20 protein-coding genes and 1 pseudogene are annotated in these 25,506 nt (G+C 66.9%); 13 read left to right on the top strand and 8 right to left on the bottom strand.

What is annotated here, in order from left to right; translation table 11 throughout:
* Positions 1-39: 39 nt before the first annotated feature.
* The 4 genes from ACG2LG_RS20815 to ACG2LG_RS20800 all read right to left on the bottom strand — a co-directional run bounded on the left by ACG2LG_RS20815 (position 40) and on the right by ACG2LG_RS20800 (position 6,608).
* Positions 40-1,371, bottom strand: coding sequence for an OmpA family protein (locus tag ACG2LG_RS20815; protein ID WP_396262306.1), 1,332 nt, complete (start codon positions 1,369-1,371; stop codon positions 40-42).
* A 121-nt stretch (positions 1,372-1,492) separates the two neighbouring features.
* On the bottom strand, positions 1,493-2,983 hold the full coding sequence (locus ACG2LG_RS20810; protein ID WP_396262305.1) for a trypsin-like peptidase domain-containing protein: 1,491 nt from the start codon (positions 2,981-2,983) through the stop codon (positions 1,493-1,495).
* Positions 2,984-3,014: 31 nt separating this feature from the next.
* Positions 3,015-4,784, bottom strand: a complete 1,770-nt coding sequence (locus tag ACG2LG_RS20805) for a S16 family serine protease (protein ID WP_396262303.1) — start codon at positions 4,782-4,784, stop codon at positions 3,015-3,017.
* Between the two features lie 63 nt (positions 4,785-4,847).
* Positions 4,848-6,608 (bottom strand): hypothetical protein, encoded by a 1,761-nt coding sequence (locus tag ACG2LG_RS20800; RefSeq protein WP_396262301.1) that lies wholly within the window; start codon positions 6,606-6,608, stop codon positions 4,848-4,850.
* Positions 6,609-6,687: 79 nt separating this feature from the next.
* Here ACG2LG_RS20800 and ACG2LG_RS20795 point away from each other — a divergent pair, with 79 nt between their 5' ends.
* On the top strand, positions 6,688-7,083 hold the full coding sequence (locus ACG2LG_RS20795) for an acyl-CoA thioesterase (RefSeq protein WP_396262299.1): 396 nt from the start codon (positions 6,688-6,690) through the stop codon (positions 7,081-7,083).
* A gap of 85 nt (positions 7,084-7,168) precedes the next feature.
* On the opposite strand, the gene ACG2LG_RS20790 is transcribed toward ACG2LG_RS20795, so the two are convergent.
* The 3 genes from ACG2LG_RS20790 to ACG2LG_RS20780 form a co-directional block, all read right to left on the bottom strand.
* A complete protein-coding gene (locus ACG2LG_RS20790) occupies positions 7,169-7,573 on the bottom strand; it encodes a hypothetical protein (RefSeq protein WP_396262298.1) in 405 nt (134 codons plus the stop codon).
* A gap of 307 nt (positions 7,574-7,880) precedes the next feature.
* The gene (mnmG, locus tag ACG2LG_RS20785; protein ID WP_396262296.1) at positions 7,881-9,746 is read right to left on the bottom strand and encodes a tRNA uridine-5-carboxymethylaminomethyl(34) synthesis enzyme MnmG; all 1,866 of its coding nucleotides are present in this window, start codon (positions 9,744-9,746) and stop codon (positions 7,881-7,883) included.
* A 111-nt stretch (positions 9,747-9,857) separates the two neighbouring features.
* The gene (locus tag ACG2LG_RS20780) at positions 9,858-10,247 is read right to left on the bottom strand and encodes a cytidine deaminase (protein WP_396262294.1); all 390 of its coding nucleotides are present in this window, start codon (positions 10,245-10,247) and stop codon (positions 9,858-9,860) included.
* A gap of 79 nt (positions 10,248-10,326) precedes the next feature.
* On the opposite strand from ACG2LG_RS20780, the gene ACG2LG_RS20775 reads away from it, so the two are divergent.
* The 12 genes from ACG2LG_RS20775 to ACG2LG_RS20720 all read left to right on the top strand — a co-directional run bounded on the left by ACG2LG_RS20775 (position 10,327) and on the right by ACG2LG_RS20720 (position 25,001).
* The gene (locus tag ACG2LG_RS20775) at positions 10,327-10,899 is read left to right on the top strand and encodes a DUF6580 family putative transport protein (RefSeq protein ID WP_396262292.1); all 573 of its coding nucleotides are present in this window, start codon (positions 10,327-10,329) and stop codon (positions 10,897-10,899) included.
* 43 nt (positions 10,900-10,942) lie between these two features.
* Positions 10,943-12,025 carry a pyruvate dehydrogenase (acetyl-transferring) E1 component subunit alpha gene (gene pdhA / locus ACG2LG_RS20770; protein WP_396262291.1) on the top strand — a complete coding sequence of 361 codons (1,083 nt, stop codon included), beginning with the start codon at positions 10,943-10,945 and terminating at the stop codon, positions 12,023-12,025.
* 44 nt (positions 12,026-12,069) lie between these two features.
* Complete coding sequence (locus tag ACG2LG_RS20765; protein WP_396262290.1) at positions 12,070-13,056, top strand: alpha-ketoacid dehydrogenase subunit beta; 987 nt, start codon at positions 12,070-12,072, stop codon at positions 13,054-13,056.
* Between the two features lie 255 nt (positions 13,057-13,311).
* A complete protein-coding gene (locus tag ACG2LG_RS20760) occupies positions 13,312-13,701 on the top strand; it encodes a hypothetical protein (protein ID WP_396262289.1) in 390 nt (129 codons plus the stop codon).
* Positions 13,702-13,842: 141 nt separating this feature from the next.
* Positions 13,843-15,165, top strand: coding sequence for a pyruvate dehydrogenase complex dihydrolipoamide acetyltransferase (locus ACG2LG_RS20755; protein ID WP_396262287.1), 1,323 nt, complete (start codon positions 13,843-13,845; stop codon positions 15,163-15,165).
* Positions 15,166-15,889: 724 nt separating this feature from the next.
* Positions 15,890-16,606 (top strand): hypothetical protein, encoded by a 717-nt coding sequence (locus tag ACG2LG_RS20750; protein WP_396262286.1) that lies wholly within the window; start codon positions 15,890-15,892, stop codon positions 16,604-16,606.
* 89 nt (positions 16,607-16,695) lie between these two features.
* Positions 16,696-16,941, top strand: a complete 246-nt coding sequence (locus ACG2LG_RS20745; RefSeq protein WP_396262284.1) for a DUF4177 domain-containing protein — start codon at positions 16,696-16,698, stop codon at positions 16,939-16,941.
* Between the two features lie 44 nt (positions 16,942-16,985).
* Positions 16,986-18,368, top strand: a complete 1,383-nt coding sequence (locus ACG2LG_RS20740; RefSeq protein WP_396262283.1) for a BNR-4 repeat-containing protein — start codon at positions 16,986-16,988, stop codon at positions 18,366-18,368.
* Positions 18,369-18,516: 148 nt separating this feature from the next.
* Positions 18,517-20,094 carry a DUF1553 domain-containing protein gene (locus ACG2LG_RS20735; RefSeq protein WP_396262281.1) on the top strand — a complete coding sequence of 526 codons (1,578 nt, stop codon included), beginning with the start codon at positions 18,517-18,519 and terminating at the stop codon, positions 20,092-20,094.
* A gap of 4 nt (positions 20,095-20,098) precedes the next feature.
* Positions 20,099-21,445 (top strand): DUF1501 domain-containing protein, encoded by a 1,347-nt coding sequence (locus ACG2LG_RS20730; protein ID WP_396262280.1) that lies wholly within the window; start codon positions 20,099-20,101, stop codon positions 21,443-21,445.
* A gap of 8 nt (positions 21,446-21,453) precedes the next feature.
* Entirely contained in the window at positions 21,454-23,802 is a 2,349-nt protein-coding gene (locus tag ACG2LG_RS20725) for a hypothetical protein (RefSeq protein ID WP_396262279.1), read from the top strand.
* Positions 23,799-25,001 (top strand): Rid family hydrolase, encoded by a 1,203-nt coding sequence (locus ACG2LG_RS20720; protein ID WP_396262277.1) that lies wholly within the window; start codon positions 23,799-23,801, stop codon positions 24,999-25,001. The genes ACG2LG_RS20725 and ACG2LG_RS20720 overlap by 4 nt, the downstream gene beginning before the upstream one ends.
* Positions 25,002-25,162: 161 nt before the next feature.
* Here ACG2LG_RS20720 and ACG2LG_RS20715 read toward each other — a convergent pair.
* Positions 25,163-25,506, bottom strand: a pseudogene (locus ACG2LG_RS20715) (hypothetical protein); the annotation flags it as partial.

The raw sequence follows: 25,506 nt of genomic DNA, 5'->3' as shown, positions 1-25,506 counted from the left end.
ATCTACCATCTACCATCTACCATCTACCATCCACCATCTTCAAAAATCGAGATAGATCTCGCTGCGGCGGTTGGCGCGGCGGCCCCGGGGGTTGTCCTCGCCGTCCTCGGTGAAGTTGGGGCGGCGGGGAAAGGTCTGGCCCTTGGCAACGGTTTCGATCTGCACCTGCGTCACGCCGCACTCGACGAGAAAGTTCTTCACCGCCTCGGCGCGGCGGGCCGAGAGATTCTCGTTGTAGTCCTCGGTGCCGAGGGCATCGGTGTGGCCGGAAATCGTCAGCTTCTTCCCGGGATCGATGCGCAAGAGGTCGGCGACGATCTCGAGCTGGCGCTGCGTGCGCGGCGTGAGCGTGTCGGCATCGAAGTCGAAGTAGAGCACCAGGGTGTCGCCACCCTTGGGATTCTTGAGCAGCGGGGTGTAGTACACGTCGCCACCGCCGACGCGGCGCGCGTAGTCGGCCAGGAGTTCGTCGAGGTTGATCTCGCGGACCAGCCAGTCGGACTCCGCGTCGTTCCGGCCGACCGTCATCGAGAACTGCGCAATCTCCGATCCGTCGCCGGCCAGCACGTTGATCAGGTAACCGGCGAGATTTTCGCGCTGGAACATCGCCCGCAGCGCCTTTTGCTCGCGCAGCTGGTAGCCCCCCTCCTCGAACAGGATGCAGAGGCCGGCGATCTTGGCATCGGAGACTTCGTCGGCATCCACGAACTCCTTCGCCCGCTCGAACTCCTGGCGCAACGCGGCCTGGAGAAAGGCGTCGGCGATCCCCAGCGAATCGACGAGGACCGCGCGCGGCACCGCCTCCCCCGGGCCGGGCGGCAGCGTGAGCGACCCCACCCGCCATCCACCATTCTCGCGGACCAGGTCGAAGAACAACCGGTCGCGGCCGGGCTCGGCGCCGTCGAGCAGCAGCGCCCAGCGGGTGCGGGCATTGATTTCCATCTCGCCGACCTCGCGCGCGGGATTCGGGCGGGCGAAGCGCAGCGGTCCGGCGGCGGCCAGGGCGGCGAGCTTGGTCCGGGTGGACTCGTCAAGGGCGTCCGACCCGATCAGGCGGGCCGCCGCGGCCAGGTCGCCCTTTTCGAGGGCTTCGCCGATCTCGGCCATCAACTCGGCGGGATTCCGCTTCGAGATCCCGACCCCGGCGTTCCTCAGCGCCTCGGCGGGATCGGACGGGGTATCCACCTCCTGCTCGGTGAGCGCCGGAATGGGCGGCTTGGGCGGCTCCGGGTCCTCGATCGAGGGTCGTTCAACGATGACGGGAACCGGCGGCGGCGGTTCGATGTCGGGCTGACGGTTGAGAAAGAGCAGCGTGACGACCCCGCCGATGACGAGCGCCGCGAAGAGCCAGGGAAGTTGGGATCGTGACATGGGATCGGAAGGGGCTTGGGAAACAAAGCGACCGGCAAGGCCGGGATCAACCCGCGATGCGGCGGTGCTTCATGATCATAGCGTCAACCAGCGGAAATCTCGGTGAAAAACCTCGTCGGCCTCATTCCGGGGCGGAGAGCGAGGGCAGGGTGACCCGCACGGCACGGTTGCGACGGACGATCTGCAGGGTCGTGGCCTGGGCCGCCGCCGAGGCGACCAACTGACGTTCGAACTCCTCCACCGAAGACACGGTCATGCCGTTGATCCCGACCACCCGGTCGCCGACGATCACATTTCCCGCCGCCAGGGAGTCGCTGAGAATCTCGCTGACGGTGACACCGATCCGTCCGTCGTTCGGGTTGCGCGTCACGATGCCGACCTTGCGCAGGACATCGGCCACCTCGAGCCGCGAGGTGGGGCCCGGGGACGACGACTCCTCCGGCTCCGGCATCGCGGCCCGCGCCTCCTCGATGACCGCCGTCATCGACTGCGTGCGACCATCCCGCCAGACCTCGATTTCCACCGTCTCGCCGACCCGCGAGCGCTGGACGAGGGTGAACATCTCGGAGATCGAATCGACCGGCTCGCCATCGTAGCTCACGACCACGTCGCTGGGGCGCAGGCCCGCCTTTTCCGCCGGTGAGCCGGCGCTGACCGAGACCACCCGGGCGCCCGGACCCTTGTAGCCGATCTGGCGGCGGAAACCCGGGTCGAGATCGAGGTCGAGCATCCGCACACCGAGAAATCCGCGGATCGGACGGCCCCGCTCGAGAATCGCCTGCAGCGCGTCGCGCACGTCGTTGGACGGAATCGAGAAGCCCACGCCCTGGAAGCCGGAGTTCACGCGGTCGTCGGGACGGTAGATGGCGGAGTTGATGCCGATGATCTCGCCCTGGAGATTCACCAGCGGCCCGCCGGAGTTGCCGGGATTGATCGCCGCATCGGTCTGGAAGAGGTCGCGCTGGGTGTCGGAAAGCGACCGCTCCATCGCCGAGATGATGCCCTGGGTGATCGTCTCGCCGAGCCCGAAGGGATTCCCGACCGCGAAGACGATCTGCCCGCGCCGGACCCCGGACGAGTCGCCGAACTTGAGCGGCCGGAACTCCGCCTCGCCCTTGATCTTGAGCACCGAGATGTCGAGCAAGGGATCGTCCCCGATGAGCGTGGCGGGAAAGACCCGGCCATTGTGCAGCCGCACCTGGATCTCCTGCTGGCCGCGGATCACGTGGTGGTTCGTCACCACGTGCCCCTCGTGGGTCACGATGACCCCGGAGCCCTGGCCCTGGGTCGGCACCGGGCGGACGAACTGGCGGCCGTAGCCGTCGAGCAGGCGCTCGGTGCGCACACCCGCCGTGTCGATGCTCACCACCGACGGCACCACCGCATCGGTGAGCCGGGCATACTCGTCGTTGAGCCGCGACAGCAACTCGACGTCGTCGAGTTCCAAGGGGGCCTTCTGCGGCAGGGTGAACGACTCCGGCCGGTAGGAAGCCGGTTCGCCTCCGAAGAGCGACTTCAGCCCGTCCGGGCCATTGCGAATGAAATAGACGACCGCAAAGGCGACCGCGAACACGGTCGCCAGTTGCAGCAGTCGACGCAGGCCTTCGTTCATAATTACTGTTAGATGAGCGGACCTTGTTCTGTTAGAGTCCCATATCCTCGAGGATTTCCGGGTCTTCCATCAGCTTGCGGTAGGTGTTCCCGACCGTCTCGAGCTTGCCGCCGAGCCGGGCGCCGAAGTCCTTGCCGGACTCGCCGTCCCCGGGACCTCCGGCCACCGCCTTGCAGACGGCGGTCACGGCCGCGTGGTAGTCCTTCAGCCGCGGATCGATCGCCCGGGCCAGCTTGTCGAGCTCGTCCACCGCCGCCTCGGCGTCGCTCACGGTTTCCTTGTCGAAGTCGAAGGCGTCGCCCCCGTCCGGGTCGATCTTGCTGGTGAAGATCGCGCGACCGAGATTGCGGAGGGTGCCGGAGGTGGTGATCTCGATCTGGCTCATCGTGCCCTGGACGGTGAGCACCTCCGGTGCCTTGCCCTGGCCTTTCTCGAGCAGCAGCCTGGCGGAAAGGTGGTTGGGCATGCGCTTCATCACCGCCTCGAGCCGGGTCTGCACGGCCGACTTGCCCAGGGAATCGGGCCCGGCGTCCTTGACCGCGTCGGCGACCTGGCGGAAGAGTCCGAGGGTTTCGACGATCTCTTCGGGCTTGTCCGCGCGGGCGATCTCGAGGGCCTCGTCGTAGTCTTTCAGCGTGAAGATCTGGATGTCGAGCAACTGGTCGATGCCGTCGAGCAGCAGCACGTCGCCGATCTCGCCGGCATTGTCTTCGGGGATGCCGACGATCCGGCAGCCGCGCTTGGTCGCCCCGCGGATCTTGGCGGCCGCACCGCCGATGCGCTGGACCATGCCGTCGGCCGTCATGTCGCCGGTGCAGGCGAAGTCGTCATCGAGCTCCACGCCCGAGAACAGGGAATCGAGCACCAGCGTGAAGGCGGTCGCGGCCGAGGGGCCGTCCTTCGGCACGTACTTGTCCTGGAAGCCCAACTCGATCTTGTAGCCCGTCGGAATCTTGTCGGGATCGCTGTCGTAGCGGATGCGCAGGAACTTGATCACCTCCTCCAGACAGCCTCCCATCATTGGGCCGACGTCCTGGTTGAAGGTGAAAAGCAGGTCGTCGACGTCCTCTTCGCGCAGCGCGGTGGCATTCACCATCGACGCGGATCCGGCGAGGCTGCCATTGCCGAGCTGGCGGACGACGAGCCCGTTCACCCGGCTCTGCGGCTGCGCGAACCGATCGCCCTTGCCGCCCGGCATTTCGACTTCCTTCTTTTCAAAGACCGCCTGCTCCTGCTCCCAGGGATTGAGGGAGTGGCGGATCGGCGAGCCGAGCATGCCGGTCCACTTCGCCTTGTGGCCGGCCTCCTCCAGCTTGTCGCGGGCCTCTTCCAGGCGCTCGGAGGACGATCCGTCCGGATCCAGGCGCAGTGCGATGTCGGCGATGTAGGCGGCGCAGATCTGGTTGGCCTCGTTGTCCTGCTTGCGCATCAGGGCGCGCACCGCGCTGGCCAGCCGGCGGCTGACCCGGCTGCGGTCGGCCGACTCCGAAAGGGTCTGGCCGTTTTCCTTCAGCTGCGCCAGCACGTCCGCCAGCCTATCGTTGTCCTTGTCGAGGCGGTGCGCGATGGCCAGCGCGTGCGAGCGCAGCTCGAAATCGACCTCGTCCTCGGAATCGAAATCCCGCGCCACCGAGACGAGCGAACTCACCGCGCCGGACCGGTCGAAACGGTCGAGCTCGACCTTGTCGACGTCGAAAATCTCCTTCTCCAGATCCGGGGGCCGGTAGCTGTCGGCCCGCGCGAGCGATCCGAGACCCAATCCAGCACCGACGACGAGCCCGAGAATTCGCTTCGACCACATGGTTTTCGGATATAGCCCGGAACCCCGCATGGAAAGGCAAAAGCCCGGGACGGGTGGACTCTCTCAGTCGTCCTCCCAACGTTTCTCGAACGGGATGGTGTAGTCGTCCCCGTCGCCAATGGCGGCGGTGAGCAGCTTCATCGTCTGCACGTAGCTCTTCAGCGTGGGCAGCACGGCCCGGCGGATTTCATAGTCCTCCTCGACCCGGCGCAGGGCCGTCTCCACGCTGCCGATGGTCTTCACCGTGTTCATCGCGGTGTCGTAAAGGTCCTCCCGATCCTGCATCGACCCGTGGACCTTCTCGAGCTTGCGGAGGGCTTCCCGACAAGCCTCGTCCGCCAGCTTGAAGTCATCCAGACGGATCTGCTCCCAAGGTTTCTGATAGATGAGCTGGATCGGATGCAACGATGCCCGGATCTCCCGCGCGTAGATCTCCCGGTTGAGCTGCCGCGGCCATTGCGACGTGCCGCGCAAAGCCAGCATCCGGGCCGAGGCATGCTCGGGCACCAGCTCCACGACCTGGCCCAGCCGCTCGCGCGTCGAGTCATACCCGACGAAGCCGCCCAGCGAGCGGGTCCCGCGTGCCGCGCGCACCGCATCGAATGCCGCTCGCGCCTCGACCACGCGCTCGGGCGGGTCCGCAGCCGCCAGATCGACGAGGGTGGAGGCGTCCGGTGCCACCAGCACCTCGTAGTCGAAGAAGAACTCGGGCTTGTCGAGCGTCAGCAGGGACGGCAGGTAGTTCAGAGCCTCCTCCGGCAACACCAGCGTCCCGCCCCGACTGTCGGCCAGGGTGCGCAGGGTGTTCCAGAAACCGGTCGGCACCCCGATGGTTCCGTCGTCGCCCAGCTCGGCCAGCACGATCCCGGAGTGCTCGTCTCCGGAGAAAAGCGTGTCCGCCGCCACCAGCATCGCGCCGGTGGCCGCTTCATGGTTGTCGGGGTGGAATCGCAGCTCGTCGGCGATGGAGAAACGGAAGACAAGGTGGTCGGGCAATGACCCGTGGCGGGCCTCGAGTGGGGCGATGAGTCGCTCGGCGATCCAATGGTCTCCCCGTCCCGGACCTCGCTCCGGCCCCGAAATGCGCAGCCGCTTCGGATTCCGGAGAGCCTCGCCATTCCCCCCCTCCGATGCCTCCTTCTGGATCCACGCCTTGACCTGCAGGGGAACGATCCGCAATTCCGGCTCGGGTTTGCGCTCCTCGGTCACCCACAGCGGCACGCGCACGCTCGCTTCATTCAAGACAAGCGTCGCATCGGTGGGCTTCTCGGGTTCCGGCTCCGGTTCGGGCTCCACCGGTTCGGGGGCCTTCGGCTGGAAGGCGGCGAGATCGGCGACCCAGCCGTTCCATTGGCCGCGCTCGCCTGCTCCCCGCCCGCCCGCACTGGGGTGATGCGGATCCACCCGGACCAGCACATCCACCAGACAGTTTGCCAAAGCCTGTCCATCGGCCCCGGCCTCCGGCTGCTCCAGCCACCCGAGCAGATGCCACGACCGGCTCAGGGCGGTCTTGAATTCCTCGCGGTCCGGCGAATCGGCCTGCTCGCCCTCCTCCATCGTCTCGATCAGATCGCGGGCCTGGCGGTTGGCCGGATCGAGCGCCAGCGCCAACGCGATCATCTGCGCCCGCGTCCGCTCATCCGCCGGCGCGTCGCCATCGGCGGATCCCACCAGCGTCACCAGCTGCTGCGACAGCCCGGTCATCGTGCTCACGTCCACCGGCAGCTTGTCGCGGCGAAAGGGTGCGCCACCTTCCTGCGGGGGCACGAAGACCCCCAGGGCCGAGGTCACCATCGCCGCCACCAGCACCAAGCATCGAATCACGGTCACAATCTACCGGCCCCTTACGTCCACTCGCAAGCGGACATTGCGCCCGACCCCATCGGGGTTCATGCTCCGGCCCGTGAGCGAGACCATCGAAATCACCACCCGCGAGGAGGTCATGTTCTTCGACACCGACTGCGGCCAGGTCGTCCACAACCTCGCCTACCTGCGGATGATCGAGACCTGCCGCACCCGTCTCGCCGCCAAGATGGGCATGGACCTGCGGACGATGTCCGAAACGAAGCTCTTCCCGGTCGTCACCCGCACCGAGATCGACTACCGCCGTCCCGCCAAACTCGGCGACTGGCTCACCATCCACGGCAAACTCGGCGATGTCGGCGCCGCCCGCTTCTGGTGCGAATTCGAGATGCGCCGCGAGGCCGATGATGACCTCCTGATCACCGCCAAGCAGGCGCTGGCACTCGTGCAAATGCCTGATGGTAAGCCAGTTAGGTTGCCAAAGGAGTGGCGGTAGAATGAGGAGCGCCGATGATGAAATCGGCATCTTCAAAATCCCCCGTCCACCACCGCCACAAGGCCCTGAAGGCCAGATATTCAAGTCAGGTAGACAAGTTTGTATGGTCCATACTCGTCTCTCCCAGACGGCGGCGGTTCTTGCGTCGCTGCCAAAGAAATAGAGACACCGCCCATCCACCAGCATAGAGGACGATCATGACCCACCAATCGAGCCATGCAGACCACCCGTTGCTGTCGCTTGCGAACCCCGCTGGCCGGACAGAAAAATACCCGCTTAGATCGTCGTCTTCGATGTCTTCGACGAGCCATTCCCAGCCATAAGAGACTGGCCCACTCAACCCGAAGCCATACTCAAATTGGCTGATCGAAAGTGCACCTCCAAAGGACTCGATAGTCGAGATCTTCGCGACAGCCGGCGCTTCGATGGATGTGTAGCCCAAGCCCCAGTAGCGCTTCGAAAAGCCGAGCCACAACCACACCAGGAACACGAACCCCGGCACGCCCAGCCAGAACAGCCTCGACCGCTACCAGGAGCGGATCATTGGAAAGGGAGCCATGGGTGGTTGGCGATTCATTCTCTCGAGGCCCCGGCGGCCTTGTCTAGACTGCGGCGATTCATCGCCGCTCTCAGGAGGGGCTTCAGCACCGACCGGAGTTCGGCCGGCCCACGGAGCTCGACCGGCCCGAACCCACTGACAAAGACACCCGTGCTAAAGCCCGGTGTCCAGAGCGGCGCTGAAGCGCCGCAGTCTATAATACCGAGCCCGCCGCCATCCACTTCCCACTTTCTGCCTCTCACTGCCGCGCAGCGGACTTCTCCAACCACACCGCCAGCACCGCGACGTCCGCCGGCGTGATTCCGGGAATCCGGCCGGCCTGACCCAGCGTCGCCGGACGCAACTCCGAAAACCGCTGGCGCGCCTCATTCTTCAGTCCGCCGATGGCCGCGTAGTCCAGATCCGCCGGGATGCGCTTGTTCTCCGACCGCGCCATCTTGGCGACCTGCTGGTGCTGACGCTCGAGGTGCCCCTCGTACTTCAACTCCGTTTCGATCAGCGGCCAAAGTTCCACGTGGAACTTGCCGCGGACATCTTCGGGCAGCTTCGCCCACTCGTTGCCGCCGCGGCGGAACCAATGGTCGAGCTTGATGCCGTCGTGATTCTCCTTCCGGGCCCAGGCGAGAGCCTCCTCGAGATCCGCCTGCTTGCGGTGCACCCGCTCGACCCGCTCACCAGCGGCCAGGCCGATCTCGGCGGCCACCGGGGTCAGGCGCAGGTCGGCGTTGTCCTGGCGCAGCAGCAGCCGGAACTCCGCCCGGCTCGTGAACATCCGGTAGGGCTCGGTGCAGCCCTTGGTCACGAGATCGTCGATCATCACCCCGAGGTAGGCCTGATCCCGCCGCAGGATGAAGGGCTCGCGGCCCAGCACCTTGAGCGCGGCATTGGCACCGGCGATCAGGCCCTGACCCGCCGCTTCCTCGTAGCCGGAGGTGCCATTGATCTGACCGGCGAAGTAGAGCCCCTCGACCCGCTTCGTTTCCAAGGTCGGGTGGAGCTGGGTCGGCGGACAGTAATCATACTCCACCGCGTAGCCCGGACGCAGGATCTCGCAGCGCTCGAGTCCGGGGATGGAGCGGAGAAAGTCGAGCTGCACCTCGTAGGGCAGGGAGGTCGAGACGCCGTTGACATAGTACTCGTGGCTGTGCCGGCCCTCCGGCTCGAGGAAGACCTGGTGACGGTCCTTTTCGGCGAAGCGCACCACCTTGTCCTCGATCGACGGACAGTAGCGCGGCCCCACGCCCTCGATCTTGCCGCAGTACATGGGCGATTGGTCGAGGTTGTCGCGAATCACCTCGTGGGTGCGGGCGTTGGTGTAGGTGATCCAGCAGGGCAATTGTTCCATGTGGAACGCCGGGTCGGCCCAGTCGTTCAGGGTAAACAGGTCATCAGGGCCGCGGCGCAGGGTGTCGGCCATGAAGGAAAACCGGGGAGGGGGGGTGTCGCCATCCTGACGCTCACATTTCCCGAAATCCAGCGACCGGCCGTGCAGCCGGCAGGGGGTTCCGGTCTTGAAACGTTCCACGTGGAACCCCAGCGCCTTGAGCGAGTCGGAAACCGTCGAGATCGCATCGCCCATCCGACCACCCTTTTCATTCTTCAGGCCGACGTGCATCAGCCCCTTCATGAAAGTCCCGGCCGAGAGGATCACGCTCGCCGCATCGATCTCCATGCCGAGCGAAGTGCGGATCCCAACCACCCGGTCCTTCTCCACCCGCAACTCGGCGACATTGCCCTGATGCAGCTCGACCCCCGGAGTGCTCTCGAGGATCCACTTCATCCGGAACTGGTAGGCCTTCTTGTCGCACTGGGTCCGCGGCGCACGGACCGAGGGACCCTTCGAAGCGTTGAGCATGCGCGACTGAATCCCGGTCGCATCGGTGTTGAGCCCCATCGATCCGCCGAGGGCGTCAATCTCGCGGACCATGTGTCCCTTGGCCAGTCCGCCGATGGCCGGATTGCAGGACATCTGGCCGACGGTGTCGAGGTTCTGGGTCAGCACCGCCACCCGGCATCCCAGCCGCGCGGCCGCGAGGGCAGCCTCGGCACCGGCATGGCCGGCACCGATCACCAGAACGTCGTAGGCAGTGGGATAGCGGAACATCGCGGGGCCGGGACGCTAGACGGAATTTCTCCCGACACAAGCCTGCCAATTGTTCCACGTGGAACGCCTTGGAGACGGGGCAGGGTGGCCAAGCGCTCTCGGCTTGGCCACTTACGACCGATCCAGAATCCCGGTCGTCGCCCGCGGCAGCAGCTCGCTCAGCCGAAAGCGCTCGCTGCCGTGCCTGCCGACCAGCAGCAGCTCCGGATCGCCAAATTCTGCCAGCACCTGGCGGCAGGCCCCGCAGGGCGAGACCGGCTGCTCGGTCTCGGCCACCACCACCGCGGCGATGATTTCCGTCACTCCTGCCGCCACGGCCGATCCGACCGCCACGCGCTCGGCGCAGATGGTCAGCCCGTAGGACAGGTTCTCGACGTTGCAGCCGGCGAAGACCTCGCCTCCGGTGCCGACGACCACCGCTCCGACCTGAAACCCGGAGTAGGGGGCGTGCGCCCGCCCGCGGCTTTGCCATGCCAACTCGGTCCACTGATCCCAATCCATGCCCCCTCATGCCCCGCCAGCCCCGCAAACGCAACATTTTCGGCTCGCACCGGGAGCGTCGATGGGGCAGGGAAGGGGCATGCGCCGCCCATGGATTGCCGCCGCCCTGCTCGTCGCCCTGCTGGTCGTCTTCCGACTCATCAGTGCCTCCGGCTATTTGCCCAACTTCTCGCCGCTTCCCGCCCTGCTGCTCTGCAGTCTGGTTTTCCTCCGCGGAGCCAAGGCCTGGCTGCTGCCGCTGGGTGCCTGGGTGCTCACCGACCCCATGGTCAGCCTGGTCCAGGGCTATCCGATGGTCGGCCCTCACCACGCCGGAATCGCCGTCGGTCTCGTCGGCGCGATCGCGCTCGGCCTCTGGCTGCGCCGCCACCCCGGCACGCTGGCGATGCTCGGCGGTTCGCTTGCCGCGGCGGGGCTCTTCTACTTCTTCTCGAACACCGTCTCCTTCCTCTTCGATCCGCTTTACGCGAAAAACGCCGTCGGTTTCCTCCAGGCCCAGTGGACCGGACCCGAGGGATTCGGCCCGACCTGGCTTTTCCTCCGCAACCTCGCGGTGGCCAATTTCCTCTTCACCGGCCTCTTCCTGGCCGCCCGGAGTTCGTGGGCACCGGCCACGGCCGCGACGACCGACCCGGCGCCATCCCTTCGATAAGGCTTGCGCCTTTGCTTGAACCTCCTCTATTGCCGCCCCGACCATGTCCCTTGCGTCCGCCGATTCCCCGCAACTCGACTTCGCCGGCTCCCCGGTGAACCAGAGCCTCAGCGCCGATGACAAGATTCACCTGTTCCGGGAAATGACCCGGATCCGGCGCTTCGAGCAGGCTTCCCTGAAGATGTACAACAAGGGGGTGATGGGAGGCTTCCTCCACCTCTACATCGGCCAGGAGTCGGTCGCCGTCGGCACCGTCTCGCTGCGCGGGAAAAACGACCACTTCATCACCGCCTACCGCGACCACGGCCACGCGCTCGCGCTCGGCATGAGCATGAACGAATGCATGGCCGAGCTCTACGGCAAGGCCACCGGCTGCTCGAAGGGCAAGGGCGGCTCGATGCACTACTTCGCCCCGGACAAGGGCTTCTGGGGCGGCCACGGCATCGTCGGCGGCCAGACCCCGCTCGGCCTGGGTCTTGCTTACGGACTGAAATACAAGGAGTTGGAAGGATGCGCGATGTGCTATCTCGGCGATGGCGCGGTCAACCAGGGCGCCTACCACGAGTCGCTCAATCTCGCCGCCCTGTTCGAGCTGCCCATTGTCTACGTGATCGAAAACAACGGCTACTCGATGGGAACCTCCCAGAAACGCTCCTCGTCCTTCCGCGGCTGCCTGGCCCAGCGGGCCGAGGGCTACGACATGGAGTGGGACCTCGTCGACGGCTCCGATCTCTACCAGGTCCGCGCCAAGGCCAACATCGCGATGGAGCGGGCACGCAAGGAGTCGAAGCCCAGCATCATCGAGATCGCGACCTATCGCTACTACGGTCATAGTGTCGCCGACGCCAACGCCAAGAAGTACCGCACGCCGGCGGAGATCGAGAAGTACAAGAAGAACCACGACCCGATCCGCCTGTGGGAACAGCGCCTGCTCGACGAAGGGGTGCTGACCGAGGAGAAGTCGAAGGAGATCGACAACGCCGCCAAGGAGGAGGCCGCCGCCTCGATCGAGTTCGCCGAGAAGTCCGACCCGCCGACGGTCGAAGCCATCATGGACGACGTCTATTGGGAGTCCGACCACAACACCGAGGCCTCGAAGATCGGCCGCCATTTCTTCAACGACTGATTCTACGGCAAACGTAGTAGTTCAAGCCAACGACGCATTTCCCCATGTCACGCAAGATGCTCTACCGCCACGCGATCCGCGAGGCACTCGACGAGGAACTCGCCCGCGATGAAAACGTGGTCGTGATGGGCGAGGAGGTCGCCCAGTACAACGGCGCCTACAAGGTCACCGAGGGCCTGTGGGAGAAGTGGGGCTGCAAGCGGATGGTCGACACGCCGATCTCCGAGGCCGGCTTCATCGGCATGGGCATCGGGGCCTCGATGCTCGGGGTCCGCCCGGTGATGGAGCTGATGTTCTGGTCCTTCCACTCGGTCGCCTTCGACCAGCTCGTCAACAACGCCGCCTGCGTCCGCTACATGTCCGGCGGCCTGATCAACGTGCCCATCGTCGTCCGCGGCCCGGCCAACGGCGGCACCAATGTCGGCGCGACCCACTCGCACATTCCCGAGGGCCTGTTCGCCGCCTTCCCCGGCCTCAAGGTCTGCGCGCCGGCGACGCCGGCCGACGCCAAGGGCCTGATGAAGGCCGCCATCCGCGACAACGACCCGGTCTACGTGATGGAGAACACGCTGCTCTACGGCACCGAGGGCGAGGTGCCCGATCCGTCCGAGGGCGACCACGTGGTTCCGCTCGGCAAGGCCGACGTGAAGCGCGAGGGTTCCGACCTTTCCCTGATCGCCCACGGCCGCTCGGTCCTCCACTGCCTGGCGGCCGCCGAGACGCTGCAGTCGGAACATGGCATCTCCGCCGAGGTGCTCGACCTGCGCTCGATCCGTCCGCTCGACCAGGAGGCCATCCTCGAGACCGTGCGCAAGACCAACCGCGCCGTGCTGGTCGACGAGTCGAAGGGTTTCGGCGGGGTTTCCGCGATGGTTTCCCACCTCATCCAGGAGCACGCCTTCGACTATCTCGACGCGCCGATCACGCGGGTGACCACCCTCGATGCCCCGGCGATCTACTCGCCGCATGTCGAGAATGATCAACTGCCCAATCCGAAGCGGATCGTCGAAAAGGTGCTCCAGTCGAGCTGAGCGGAAAGCCGCTCACTCCCGGCTCGACACAAACTTCAGCCCGGACCCCTTGCGGACCACTTGAAATCAAGGGCCGCCCCGCGGCCGGAACTCCCCGAGATGATGACAGGATCCCGGCTACCTTTTTCGTTGCCTCGTCCGGGGAGAGGTCTAGCATCGCCGCCGTGATGAAGCTCCTTGTCCGGCTGGCGCTCGTGGCCGTCTGCTTTCTTGCCGCCACCTCATGCTGCTGCCTCTTCTAAAAAAATCAGAACCATGAAGACACTCTCCTTACTTCTCCCCCTCCTCGGCCTGATCCTCGGCCTCAGCTCCTGCTCGATGACCGATCGCAAGGCGTTCGTCGCCGGCAGCTATGAGGAAACCTATCAGGCCCGGGTCTGCGGCGCCTACGACATCGTCCGCGAGGAAACCGTGCTCGATGCGAAGAGCGGCCTGGTCGAAGTCACCGAGAAGAAGGTGCCCCGCTACGAGACCCGCACCCGCACCAAGTATGTCCGCTGCCAGGGCTGCACCCGCTACTACTGGCTCCAGGACGGCTGCTGCGGATCCGACATGGACCAGGCGATCAAGATGGCCACCGCCCAGGGACCGACCGGCAGCCCGCACGTCGGCCTGATCCCGACCATGAAGTCGATCGTTCCCTGAACGACCCGATCGTTTTTCAACGGCGGAGCTTCCTCGCGGGAGCTCCGCTTTTTTATTCTCTCCCCACGAGGAGGAAAAACACTGGAAAACCAACCCGCCCTGCACAAGCCTGCGCCCAAGCGCTTTTCCCACACCACATTCATGGCCACGAATATCGAAATGCCCAAGCTCTCGGACACGATGACCGAGGGAACCCTCATCAAATGGCACAAGCAGGTCGGAGACGAAATCGAGATCGGCGACGTGATCGCCGAAGTCGAAACCGACAAGGCCACCATGGAGATGGAGGCCTTCGATGAAGGCACGATCACTTCGATCGAAGTCCAGGAAGGCGAGAAGGCGCCCATCGGGGCCGTGCTCGCCGTGCTCGACGGCGATGGCAGTGGTCCCGCCGCCGGGTCGGGCGACGCGGCTGAAAGCGCCGATGCCGGGGAGGATGCCAAGCCGGCGGAAACACCCGCGGCCGAAACGAGCTCCGCTCCCGCCGAAAAAGCTCAATCCAAACCCGCACCGACCCGTGCCGAGGGCGAGCGCATCAAGTCCTCACCGCTGGCTCGCAAGGTGGCCGCCGAGCTCGGGGTCGACCTCGCCAACGTGAACGGCAGCGGTCCCGCAGGACGCATCGTCCGCGCCGACGTCGAAGCTGCCGCCAACGGCGCTGGCAGCACCGGCAAGCCGTCCGGACAGGCCGCCGCCGCCGCCGGTCTCGCCGCCGCCGCCAAGAGCAAGGCCACCGCACCGGCCCCGCAGGCCATCCAGCCGGTGGTCTCGGAGCAGGACGAAACCATCGAGCTCACCTCGATGCGACGCATCATCGCCGACCGCCTGCTGCTCTCGAAACAGACGATCCCTCACTTCTATCTCCACGCCGAGGTCGATGCCGCACCCCTGATGAAGCTCCGCAAGGAGATCAACGCCCAGGCCGAGCAGACCCACGGCAACAAGTACTCGGTCAACGACTTCATCCTCAAGGCCGCAATCAACGCCGCCCAGACGGTGCCGGCGGTGAATGCCTCGTTCACCGGCGACGCCATCGTGCGCTTTGCCAGCGTCGGCATGTCGGTCGCCATCGCGGTCGAGGACGGCCTCGTCACTCCGGTCATCAAGAACGCCGAAACCAAGTCGCTGCTGCAGATCTCCAAGGAGGTCAAGGACCTCGCCGTCCGTGCCCGCGACAAGAAGCTCAAGCCGAACGAATTCGACGGCGGCACGATCACCGTCTCGAACCTCGGCGCCTGGGGGGTGGAAAGCTTCGACGCCATCGTCAACCCGCCGCAGGCGATGATCATCTCCGTGGGAGGTGCCATCGAGAAGCCGGTCGTCAAGGATGGCCAAGTCGTTCCCGGCCTGCGCATGAATCTCGGCATCTCCTGCGACCACCGCGTCGTCGATGGTGCCGTCGCCGCCGAGTACCTGGCCGCGGTCAAGAAGCTCATCGAGCAGCCGGCCCTGATGCTCATCTGAAGGAGGGGCGCTTTCCCAAGCGCCACTGCTGCAGTCCCGAGTTATGCCCAAGGTAGAAGAAGAGTCTTTTGAGGTACCCATGAGATTCTTCTTCTTCATCTTGCGAACAACTGCGGAAAAATCGGGTTCCACTTAGGGGGCAGGGGATTCCACGGCTCCAACTTGTTCGGAACAACCCACGCACGAAAGCGAGCAAGCCCGGCGCGACCCGAACTTGTCGGAGGTTTCCAACAGGTTGCCCAGAGTTGCTCCCAAGGCGTTCCCAGCGCCCCGTCACTGAAAGTGGTGGGCAGAGCGGTTGGGGAGACCGCGAAGCAGCGGTCGGCGGCCGGACGTTTCAGGCCCGGTGTTCCTCCCCTACTCCCCGGCCTCAGGATTTCGCGAAGTAGAGCCTCCGGGAAATTTAGAGTGCGGCGATTCATCGCCGCTTTTGATGGAGGCGATTCATCGCCGGTGGCCCGGCTCGCATTGAAATGCTTCGCCAAAGCGGCGATCAATCGCCGCAGTCTAGAAGGGGATGTCTGTCGGCCGGCGTCGGCCCGGGAGAAAGCACAGGTCGTAAGGGCGGACCGACGTCCTCATAGGGCTTCGCTGGCGAATCCGATATCCTGACGCCGGGAAGACCCTCCGGCCGACAAGTCCCGGCCATGCCCACCACTTTCAGTGACACCCCCCGTCACTCCGGATCGACAATTCCCGCGTTCCCGTTCAGGATGGCAAGGCGATGATCACCCGCTTCAGCACCCTGTCCGATGCGGCGATCTTCGCCACCCGACTCCGCGACCAGGGCCACTTTGCGGAGGTGGTCCACCTTCACGCCGCCCATCTCTGGGGTCCTTGTCCGGACTGGGGCGTTCCGGTGGTTCACTCGGATCCCGAACTTGCCGAACGCGAGGACCTGCCGGAGCAGCGCGGTCCGGGGCGCGTTTCAATGGCGATCGCTCTGGCTGTGCCCTTGCTCTGTGGTGTGCTGGTCGTCGCCTGCTTGATCGCCCTGGCCCTCGATCCGCTGCGCCTGCGGTTCGGGCTGCTTCCGCATCTCGCGTTGACCGGGCTGCTGACCGCCGCGGTGTTCGCGCTGGTCGTGAGGAGTTGGCGCTCGACCGCCGACGTCGAGGGGGATCCGGAAACGGATGCCACGCTTCGTTGGCTGCCGTCATCGGCCAACCGCGCCTGCGGGGTGATCCTCGCGATGGCGGTTGTCCTCGTTGCCGCGGTGGCCGTCTTTTTCCTCCTCGGCCTCCTTGCCGCGATGGTGAGCTCGCCTCTTCTTGCTGTCCTACTGCTCCTGCTGCTGGCCGCCGTGGCGGGCACCACCGCCCTCGGGCTTTTCATGGTCCGCGCCCATCGCGACCCGCAGCCCGATCTCCACTCCGCCGTCGTTGTCGCCTGCCAGGGAATCGCGTGGCTCTGCATCATGGGGTTGCTGCTCTTTCTCTGAGCGGCGCCCCGATGTCCCTCGACAGCCCGAAGCGGGGCGGTTAGACAGGGTGGCCGGTTCCGCCGGGGTCCAACCAACAATCCAAGATCATGGCATGGGAATACAAGGTCGTGAAGGTTCCGATTCCGGGCGTGTTCAAGCCGGAGGTGAAGGCGGAAGCGGTGGAACAGGTCTTGAATCACTATGGGGCCGACGGCTGGGAACTGGTCTCGGCCATCGGCGTTCATACCGGCAACGGTGCCACGATTGAAATCGTCTCGATGCTCAAGCGGCCGCGTGCCGCCGCGCCGGCGCCCCCGGCACCGCCCGCGGAAGGACCACCCCCACTTCCTTGAGGATGCGGTTCCGGAGCGGGGCAGGGGATCGATGGTGCCGGCGGGTGACGTCCGCGCTGCTGCTGGCCGCCGCCCCGGCGATTGCCGGGGAGAAACTCGTGAAGCAGGGCGAGCCGCGACGGATCGCCGGCTACCGGGGCATCTGGTTCGACCTCGGCCAGCGCTCCGAATTCGGTTCGAAGTATTCCGGCGGACTCGGCACCTACACGGCCAAGCACCGCCCGCTCGCCGTCCATGCGCCGGAAGCGGGAAAGACCTTCTTCGTCTATGGCGGCACCACCGCGAAGCACGAACGCCACCTGCTCGCCATGGTTTCCTACTATGACCATAGGACCAGGATGGTGCCGCAGCCGGTGGTCGTGCACGACAAGCAGGGTGTCGACGACCCCCACGACAACCCGAGCCTCCAGATCGATTCCGCGGGCCACCTGTGGGTGTTCGTCAGCGGCCGAGGTCGCAAGCGCCCCGGCCACGTCTATCGATCGGCCCGGCCCCACGACATCACCTCGTTCGAGCACGTCGCCGAAAGGGAGTTCACCTATCCGCAGCCGTGGTGGGTCGCAGAGGGGAAGGCCCTCCTTCTTTTCACGAAGTACACCGGCGGTCGTGAGCTCTACTGGAGCACCCGCGATGCGGCCACCGGAACATGGTCACGCGACCGCAAGCTGGCGGCGATGGGAGGTCACTACCAGGTCAGCAACGAGCGCGACGGTCGGGTGATCACCGCCTTCAACCGGCACCCGGAGGGCGACGTCGACCGCCGGACGAACCTGTACTTCCTGCAGAGCGATGATGGCGGGAAATCGTGGCGTACGGCAGCCGGCGTACTTGTCGAGACACCGGTCGTGGACCCCGCCGGCGCGGCACTGGTGCGGGACTATCGCGCCGAGGGTCGCCTCGTCTACATGAAGGACATCGGCTTTGATGCCGACGGCCGCCCGGTCATTCTCTATCTGACCAGTGCGAGCCATCTGCCGGGGCCGGCCGGAGCGCCCCGCACCTGGACCCTGGCCCACTGGACGGGCGGCAGGTGGGCCTTTCGCGAAGTCACGAATTCCGGCCACAACTACGACACAGGTTCGCTGGATCTCGAAAGCGACGGCATGTGGCGGATCATCGGACCGACCGAGCCGGGGCCGCAACGGCACGGCTGCGGGGGCGAAATCGCGGTCTGGGTCAGCCACGACCAGGGCCGGAGCTGGGAGAAAACCCGCGAGCTCACCCACGGCAGTTCCTCCAACCACGGCTACGTCCGCCGACCCCGCCACGCCCATCCAGGATTCGACGCGTTCTGGGCCGACGGCAACCCGGACGCGCTTTCCGAATCCCGCCTCTACTTCACCGACCGGGACTCGGGCGAGGTGCGCTGCCTTCCCTACGATATGCCGGAGCCCCTCGCCGAGCCCCCGTTGCTGCCGCGCCGCTGACCGCTCCCCGGCGCGTTTCCCGGCATTCCGCGGCCTCGCCTGACGCACAGCCTTCCGCGAAATTTGCGCACTCTCGCTGATCGTAAATGGAAGGACTCCGCGTATCCTCTGATTGATCCGGGAACCGGTCCGGATGGTGCCGCGTGCCATGAAACCGATCTCCATTATCTGGCTGGCGATCGCCTGGATGAGCTCCGGGTGGGTCGCGGCCGTTGAATCCGGGCCCGTCCAGCCCTTCGAGACCGATCGTTTCGCGGTCGCTCCGAGCGAAATCGACCGCCTGGCCTTCGCGGCGATGCGCGAGGCCGGGGTCGAGCCCGCGCTGCCGTGTTCCGACGAGGTCTTCCTGCGCCGGGTCCATCTCGATGTCGCCGGGCGCATCCCGACCCTCGCCGAGACCCGCGCCTTCCTCCGCGACCCGTCGAAAGACCGCCGCTCCCGGCTGATCGATCGCCTGCTCGAAAGCGACGACCACGTCGACTACTGGACCATGCACTGGTGCGACGTGCTGCGGGTGAAGTCGGAGTTCCCGATCAACCTCTGGCCCGACGCCGTCCAGGCCTACCACCGCTGGATCCGTGAGCAGGTTGCCGCCAATCGTCCCTACGACGAGATGGCAACCGAGATGCTCACCGCCAGCGGCAGCAACTTCCGCGACCCGGCGGTGAATTTCTACCGCGCCGTCCCCGGCAAGGGTCCCGAGCCGATCGCGGCCGCCGTGGCCCTCACCTTCATGGGCTGCCGCATCGAGCACTGGCCGCAGCCGATCCGCACCGAGTTCGGGAAAATCTTCGCCCGCCTCGCCTTCAAGCCGACCGCCGAGTGGAAGGAGGAAATCGTCTGCCCGGATCCGGCCTGCTTCGATGCCCTCGATGTCCGCCTGCCGGACCATCACGTCATCCACGTCGCGCCCGGCGAGGATGGCCGCGTGCCCTTCGCCGCGTGGCTCATCGCGCAGCCGCGCTTCGCCGAGGCCGGTGCCAACCGCGTCTGGGCCTGGGTCTTCGGCCGCGGCATCGTCCACGAGCCCGACGACCTGCGCCCGGAGAACCCCGCCGCCATTCCCGGCCTGCTCGAGCACCTCGGCCAGGCCTTCGCGGCCGACGGCTACGACTCGCGCAAGCTGCTGCGGCGCATCCTCCATTCCCGCCTCTATCAACTCTCGTCCATCCCGCGCTCGGAGAGCTCCCGCGTCGCCGAACTCTTCGCCGCCTATCCGGTCCGCCGGCTCGAGGCCGAGGTGCTGCTCGACACGCTGTGCGACCTCACCGGCACCCGCGAAGGCTACATGAGCCCCATCCCCGAGCCCTTCACCCACGTGCCGCCCTCGGCCCGCTCGGTGCGGCTCGCCGACGGCTCGATCACCAGCCCGTTCCTTGAAATGTTCGGCCGCTCGAGCCGCGACAGCGGCCACATCCTCGAGCGCAACAACCAGGTCAGCGACGCCCAGATGCTCTACCTGCTCAACTCGACCGAACTCCAGAACCGCCTCGCCCGCTCGCCGAAACTGCGCGCCCTCACCCGCGGCAAAGGCAGCCGCAAGGCCGACCAGGTGGTCGAGGCGGTCTACCTCAGCCTGCTTTCCCGCCGCCCGACCCACCGCGAAAGCGTCGCCGCGCTCGGCGACCGCGCCGCCACCCGCGCCCCCGCGCCCCCGCCGCCGCAACAACTCGAGGACCTCGTGTGGGCGCTGGTGAACTCCAAGGAATTCCTCCACCGCCACTGATGCCATGAACCCGGACTTCGGAAACCTGACCCGCCGCCGGATGCTGGTGCGCGGCGCCTTCGGCACCGCCGGCCTGATGCTCGGCGGTCACCCGCTCCTCGGCAAAAGTACGGCGCCTGCCGTAGCTCCGGCGGCGTCCGCCGCCCCGGCAAGGGCGGTGATCCAGATCTGGATGTGGGGCGGGCCGTCGCACCTCGACAGCTTCGACCCCAAGCCCGACGCCGGCCGCGACTACTGCGGCCCCTACACCTCGCCGATCGCGACCCGCGCCGACGGCGTGCGCATCTGCGAGAAGCTGCCGCTGCTCGCCGAACAGGCCCGGCATTTCTCGCTGATCCGCAGCATGACGCACGGGATCAACGCCCACGAAACCGCCTCCTACGCCGTCCAGACCGGCCACCCCCCGGGCCGCCTGCTGTGGCCCTCCCTCGGCGCGCTGGTCTCGCTCTTCAAGGGCTACGACCACGGCTACAAGGACCTCATCCCGCCCTACGTCGTGCTCACCTCGCCGCAGGGCCGCTTCTCCGAGTGCGGCTTCCTAGGCCCCGCCCACAAGCCCTTCGCCACCGGCGGCGACCCCAACCGCGAACGCTTCGAGGTCGAGGGCATCGTCTCCTCGCGCATCACCGACGAGCGCCAGAAGCAGCGCCGCAAGCTGCTCGGCGAGCTCGACACCTTCGGCCGCGCCCTGCCCGGCGACCCGGCCCTCCGGCACAAGGAGCAGTGCGAGGAAAAGGCCTACGAACTCATCCTCGGCGAGGCCCGCGAGCTCTTCGACCTCTCGACCGAGTCGCCGGAGGTGCGCGACTCCTACGGGCGTAGTACTTTCGGCCAGAGCTGCCTGATGGCCCGCCGCCTCGTCGAGCGCGGCGTGCCCTACGTCACGATCAACTACAAGGGCTGGGACACCCACAAGCAGCACTTCCAGACCATGGACCGCAACCTGCCGGAGATGGATGCCGGGCTGGCGACCCTCATTTCCGACCTCGAAAGCCGCGGCCTGCTCGACAGCACCATCATCTGGTGGGGCGGTGAGTTCGGCCGCACGCCGAAGATCCAGTGGGAGCCGCCGTGGAACGGCGGCCGCGGCCACTTCGGCGCCTGCTTTTCCGCCCTGCTCGCCGGTGGCGGCTTCCGCGGCGGCCAGGTCGTCGGTGCCAGCGACTCGACCGGTAGCGAGGTCGCCGACCGCCCGGTGTATCCGAACGAACTGCTCGGCAGCATCCTCGAGCGCATGGGCATCGACCCCGAGGGCCCGCTGCCGAACCCCCTCGGCGAGGACCTCAAGGTGATGCCCGCCGGGATCGACGGCTTCCCGCGCGGCGACGGTCGCCTGCGCGAAATCATGTGACCCGACCGATGAAGCCACGCCTTTTCCTGCTGCCGCTTTTCCTCGCCGCCGTGCCGGCGCGGGGCCAGAGCGTGTCGTGGGAGCCGGCCACCGGGTTTGTCTATCCCGCCGGGGCGCCCCGCGGCACCACCACCGAGGTGCTGGTCGGCGGTCGCGCCTTGCGCTCGGTCCGCGAGGTCCGCATCTCGGGCAGCGGCGTCGAGGCCCGGGTCACCGGCACCTACCGCTCGCTGCGCCAGATGAGCGGCGACCAGCGCCAGGTGCTGCAGTATCTCGTCGCCCGCCGCCGCGCCGAGCTGATGGAGGAGAAGCCGCCGCCGAAGCCGGAGCAGCTGATGCCCGGCGAGGACGGCAAGCCGAAGCCCGAGGCGAAGCCGCCCGAGCACCCGCTGGTCGATCGCCTGCCGACCCTTTCGCTGGCGGAGCTGCGCCACTGGCAGGAATTCATGAAGCGGGGCGACCGCCTCCAGCCGGCCCGCCATCTCGAGGAAACCGTGTCCATCGAGATCACGGCCGCCCCGGATGCCGCGCCCGGGCCGCGCGAGCTGCGCTTGATCGCCAACAACGGCATCTCGAACCCGCTGCGATTCCACATCGGCACCCTGCCGGAAAGCTCCGAGCTCGAGCCGAATGAAACCCCCGAAACGCCGCCGCTCGAGCTGCCCTGCGTGGTCAACGGCCAGATCCAGCCGGGCGACATCGACCGCATCCGTTTCCGGGCCGAACGCGGCCAGCAGCTGGTCCTCGACGGCGCGGCCCGCTCGCTCATCCCGTACCTCGCCGATGCCGTGCCGGGCTGGTTCCAGATGGTGATGGCGGTCCGCGGTCCCGACGGCCGCGAGGTCGCCCATGCCGATCATTTCCGCCACGACCCCGATCCCATCCTGACCTTCCGCGTGCCCGAGGACGGCCTCTACACGCTCGAGGTCCGCGATTCGATCTACCGCGGCCGCGACGACTTCGTTTACCGCATCGCCCTCGGCGAGCTGCCCCTGGTCGGCTCCCGCTTCCCGCTCGGCGGACGGGCCGGCCGGCCGCTCAAGGTCGCCCTGCGCGGGTGGAACCTCAAGGGATCGACCCTCGCGCTCGACACCGCCCCCGGTGGCCCCCCGGTGCGCCGCTACGAGCTGCCCGACACCCGCGGTTTCGACTACGCCGTCTCCGACCTCCCGGAGGTTTTGGAAAGCGAGCCCAACCACCCGTGGCCGGGGCATCCTGCCCCGTTGCCCTCAACAGATCGTACCCGGCAAGCGGCGCCATCGTCTCCCGACCCCCCGCCCGCCGCCAACCCAATCCCGTTCCCCGCCATTGCCAACGGCCGCATCGACCCGCCCGGTGACATCGACATCTACCGCGTCGAGGCCCGCGCCGGCCACCCGCTCTCCGTCGAGGTCGTCGCCCGCCGTCTCGGCTCGCCGCTCGATGCGGTCGTCCACGTCGCCACCGGCGATGGCCAGGTGGTTGCCTGGAATGACGACTCGATGACCAAGGACGGCCACCTGCACCTCGACGAGGGGCTGCTGACCCATCACGCCGACCCTCGGCTCACCCTCGATCCACCGAGCGATGGCCCGCTGTGGATCCGCATCGCCGACACCCGCCGCGCCGGCGGCCCGGCCTTCGCCTACCGGCTGCGCGTCGCCCCCCGGCAGCCCGACTTCGAGCTCCGCGTCAGCCCCTCGGCGATCACGTCCGGAGCCGGAAAGTGCACGCCATTCTCCGTCCACGTGCTCCGGCGCGACGGCTTCGACGGCGAAATCCGCCTGCAGCTCGCCGATGCGCCGCAAGCCTGGAAGCTCTCCGGCGCGGTCATCCCGGCCGGCGCGGACGGCGTGCGCCTGACCCTCGATCTGCCGCCGAAAATGCGGCCCGGCCTGTTCGAGCCGAAGCTGCTCGGCACGGCCACCCTCGAGGGCGGGACCCTCACCCGCGAGGCGCTCCCGACCGACGACCGGATGCAGGCCTTCCTCTGGCGCCACCTCGTTCCGGCCGCGGAATGGCTGGTGCAGGCACGCGGCAAGGCGGCGCCGGTCGCCCGCGTCGGCGACGGGCCGATCGAGCTGCCTGCCGGAGGTTCGGCGGTGGTCCGCTTCCGCGCGTGGAAAGACCTCGCCCCCCGCATCGCCCTCGAACCCAGCGCCGCCCCCGCCGGGCTCACCGTTTCGCGGCCCGAGGCGACCCGGGACGGGTTCCGCATCGAGATCCACGCCCCGGCCGATCTGCCCGCCGGCGAGCGCTTCAACCTCATCCTCGATACCTACCCGGCGAAGAACGGCGAGCGCATCGCCAATGCCAGGTTTCCCAACAACTCCCTGCCGGCCCTGCCCGTTCTCATCACACCCGACCGCACCCCGTGAAAGCCACGCCACCCGACCGCCGACCCGCCACCATGCCCGCCTGCGAAACCGCCGTCGAATGGCTCCGCGTCGATGCCCTTGATCTTCCCGTCCGCATCGGCCTCGCCCGCTTCCACGGGGCCGGCGGCGTCACCGAGCACCACATCACCATCCAGCTCGTCGGCGACCCGCCGGATCCGCTCACCACGCTCAAGGAAGCCTACCTCCGCGCCCTCGCCCGGGCCGGCATTTCGCCCCGGGGCGCCGTCTTCCGCCGCATCTTCTGCAGCGACGTGCTCAACCAGCGCGACTGGTTCGAGACCCCGGAATGGCAGCCGCTTTCCCTCGTCGGCCAGCCGCCAGCGCCCGCCGCCAAGCTGGCCCTGTGGGCCTGGCACGTCGACACCCCCGACGGCCCCGCCCGGATCACCCGCTCGGGCCCCGACTGCTCGTGGACCCGCGGCGACCTCACCCACCACTGGAGCAGCGGCCTCACCGCCCACGGCCCGGCCGACTCCCACACCCAGAGCCGCCGCGTGCTCGTCGACTACGACCACTGGCTCGAAAGCCGCGGCCTGAACCTCGCCGACCACGTCGTCCGCACCTGGTGGTACGTCGGCGCGATCGATGCCGACTACCAGGGCCTGGTCGATGCCCGCCGCGAGTATTTCGAAACCCGCGGCCTCACCGCCGACACCCACTACATCTCCAGTACCGGCATCCAGGGCGGCCTGCCCGAGCGCGACGCCAAGGTCGGCATGGACGCCTACACCATCGCCGGCCTGCAGCCCGCGCAGATCCGCTTCCTCACCGCCACCGACCACCTCTGCCCGACCGCCGACTACGGCGTCACCTTCGAGCGCGGCACCGCCATCGCCTACGCCGACCGCAAGCACCTCTTCATCTCCGGCACCGCCAGCATCGACGACCACGGCGAGATCCTCCACCGCGGCGACGTCATCGGCCAGTTCGAGCGCGCGCTCGAGAATGTGGAAGTCCTCCTCGCCGACGGTGGTGCCGACCTCCACGACATGGCCTCGCTGCTCGTCTACCTCCGCGACCCGGCCGATGCGCGCCGCATCGACGCGCTTCTGCGCAGCCGCCTCCCCGGCATTCCCTATGTCCTGGTCGAGGGTCCCGTCTGCCGCCCCGGCTGGCTCATCGAACTCGAAGGCATCGCCATCGTCCCGACCGAGCGCCGCGACCTGCCCGAGTTCTGAGCCTTAAGGTGGCTGCGGCATCCTGCCGCAGGCCGTTCAGGTGGCTTCCAGCCACCTGCCTCCGACCAGTCCCCCCAATAGGACCGCCGGTTATGAAATCGGCATCTTCCGGCCTCTTCCAGCATCTTCCCTTACCCCAAAAGGACCGCGCAACCCCTTGGTCAATTCATCGCGGGGGGCGCAGCCCTCCCCACGACCCCCGATTCCCCCCAAAGAAAAAATCTGAAATCTGAAATCTGAAATTCTGAGATCCACGCCCCCGCCCCGGCTCTTCCGAGATCACTCGTCCACTCCTCGTTCAACAGCACCTCGTGAGCCAGCCGGATCGCCTCCAGCACCTGCCTTGCCTGAAATGCCTGCACTCCCTCTGTGTGAATCAATTTCTCAAAATAACCTTCAAGAAAATCCTGTTTTGACGTCTCAGATGGTCTCGCTCGGAGCGCCGCACCCCACCTTTCCAGATGCTTCAGATAGTAAGGCCGCGCCCGTTCCGCCACCCGCTCCC

This window comes from Haloferula sp. A504, assembly GCF_044385805.1.
Classification (GTDB): Bacteria; Verrucomicrobiota; Verrucomicrobiia; order Verrucomicrobiales; family Akkermansiaceae; genus Haloferula.
Note: the sequence above shows the minus strand (reverse complement) of the source record. Positions and strands in the feature narration are given on the sequence as shown.

Excerpts from the sequence above, each read along its gene's own strand:
- ACG2LG_RS20755 (WP_396262287.1), top strand. The coding sequence starts at position 13,843 with ATGGCCACGAATATCGAAATGCCCAAGCTCTCGGACACGATGACCGAG.
- ACG2LG_RS20765 (WP_396262290.1), top strand. The coding sequence starts at position 12,070 with ATGTCACGCAAGATGCTCTACCGCCACGCGATCCGCGAGGCACTCGAC.
- ACG2LG_RS20750 (WP_396262286.1), top strand. The coding sequence starts at position 15,890 with ATGATCACCCGCTTCAGCACCCTGTCCGATGCGGCGATCTTCGCCACC.
- ACG2LG_RS20745 (WP_396262284.1), top strand. The coding sequence starts at position 16,696 with ATGGCATGGGAATACAAGGTCGTGAAGGTTCCGATTCCGGGCGTGTTC.
- ACG2LG_RS20815 (WP_396262306.1), bottom strand. The coding sequence starts at position 1,371 with ATGTCACGATCCCAACTTCCCTGGCTCTTCGCGGCGCTCGTCATCGGC.
- ACG2LG_RS20730 (WP_396262280.1), top strand. The coding sequence starts at position 20,099 with ATGAACCCGGACTTCGGAAACCTGACCCGCCGCCGGATGCTGGTGCGC.
- mnmG (WP_396262296.1), bottom strand. The coding sequence starts at position 9,746 with ATGTTCCGCTATCCCACTGCCTACGACGTTCTGGTGATCGGTGCCGGC.
- ACG2LG_RS20805 (WP_396262303.1), bottom strand. The coding sequence starts at position 4,784 with ATGTGGTCGAAGCGAATTCTCGGGCTCGTCGTCGGTGCTGGATTGGGT.
- pdhA (WP_396262291.1), top strand. The coding sequence starts at position 10,943 with ATGTCCCTTGCGTCCGCCGATTCCCCGCAACTCGACTTCGCCGGCTCC.
- ACG2LG_RS20775 (WP_396262292.1), top strand. The coding sequence starts at position 10,327 with ATGCGCCGCCCATGGATTGCCGCCGCCCTGCTCGTCGCCCTGCTGGTC.
- ACG2LG_RS20780 (WP_396262294.1), bottom strand. The coding sequence starts at position 10,247 with ATGGATTGGGATCAGTGGACCGAGTTGGCATGGCAAAGCCGCGGGCGG.
- ACG2LG_RS20735 (WP_396262281.1), top strand. The coding sequence starts at position 18,517 with ATGAAACCGATCTCCATTATCTGGCTGGCGATCGCCTGGATGAGCTCC.
- ACG2LG_RS20810 (WP_396262305.1), bottom strand. The coding sequence starts at position 2,983 with ATGAACGAAGGCCTGCGTCGACTGCTGCAACTGGCGACCGTGTTCGCG.
- ACG2LG_RS20725 (WP_396262279.1), top strand. The coding sequence starts at position 21,454 with ATGAAGCCACGCCTTTTCCTGCTGCCGCTTTTCCTCGCCGCCGTGCCG.
- ACG2LG_RS20760 (WP_396262289.1), top strand. The coding sequence starts at position 13,312 with ATGAAGACACTCTCCTTACTTCTCCCCCTCCTCGGCCTGATCCTCGGC.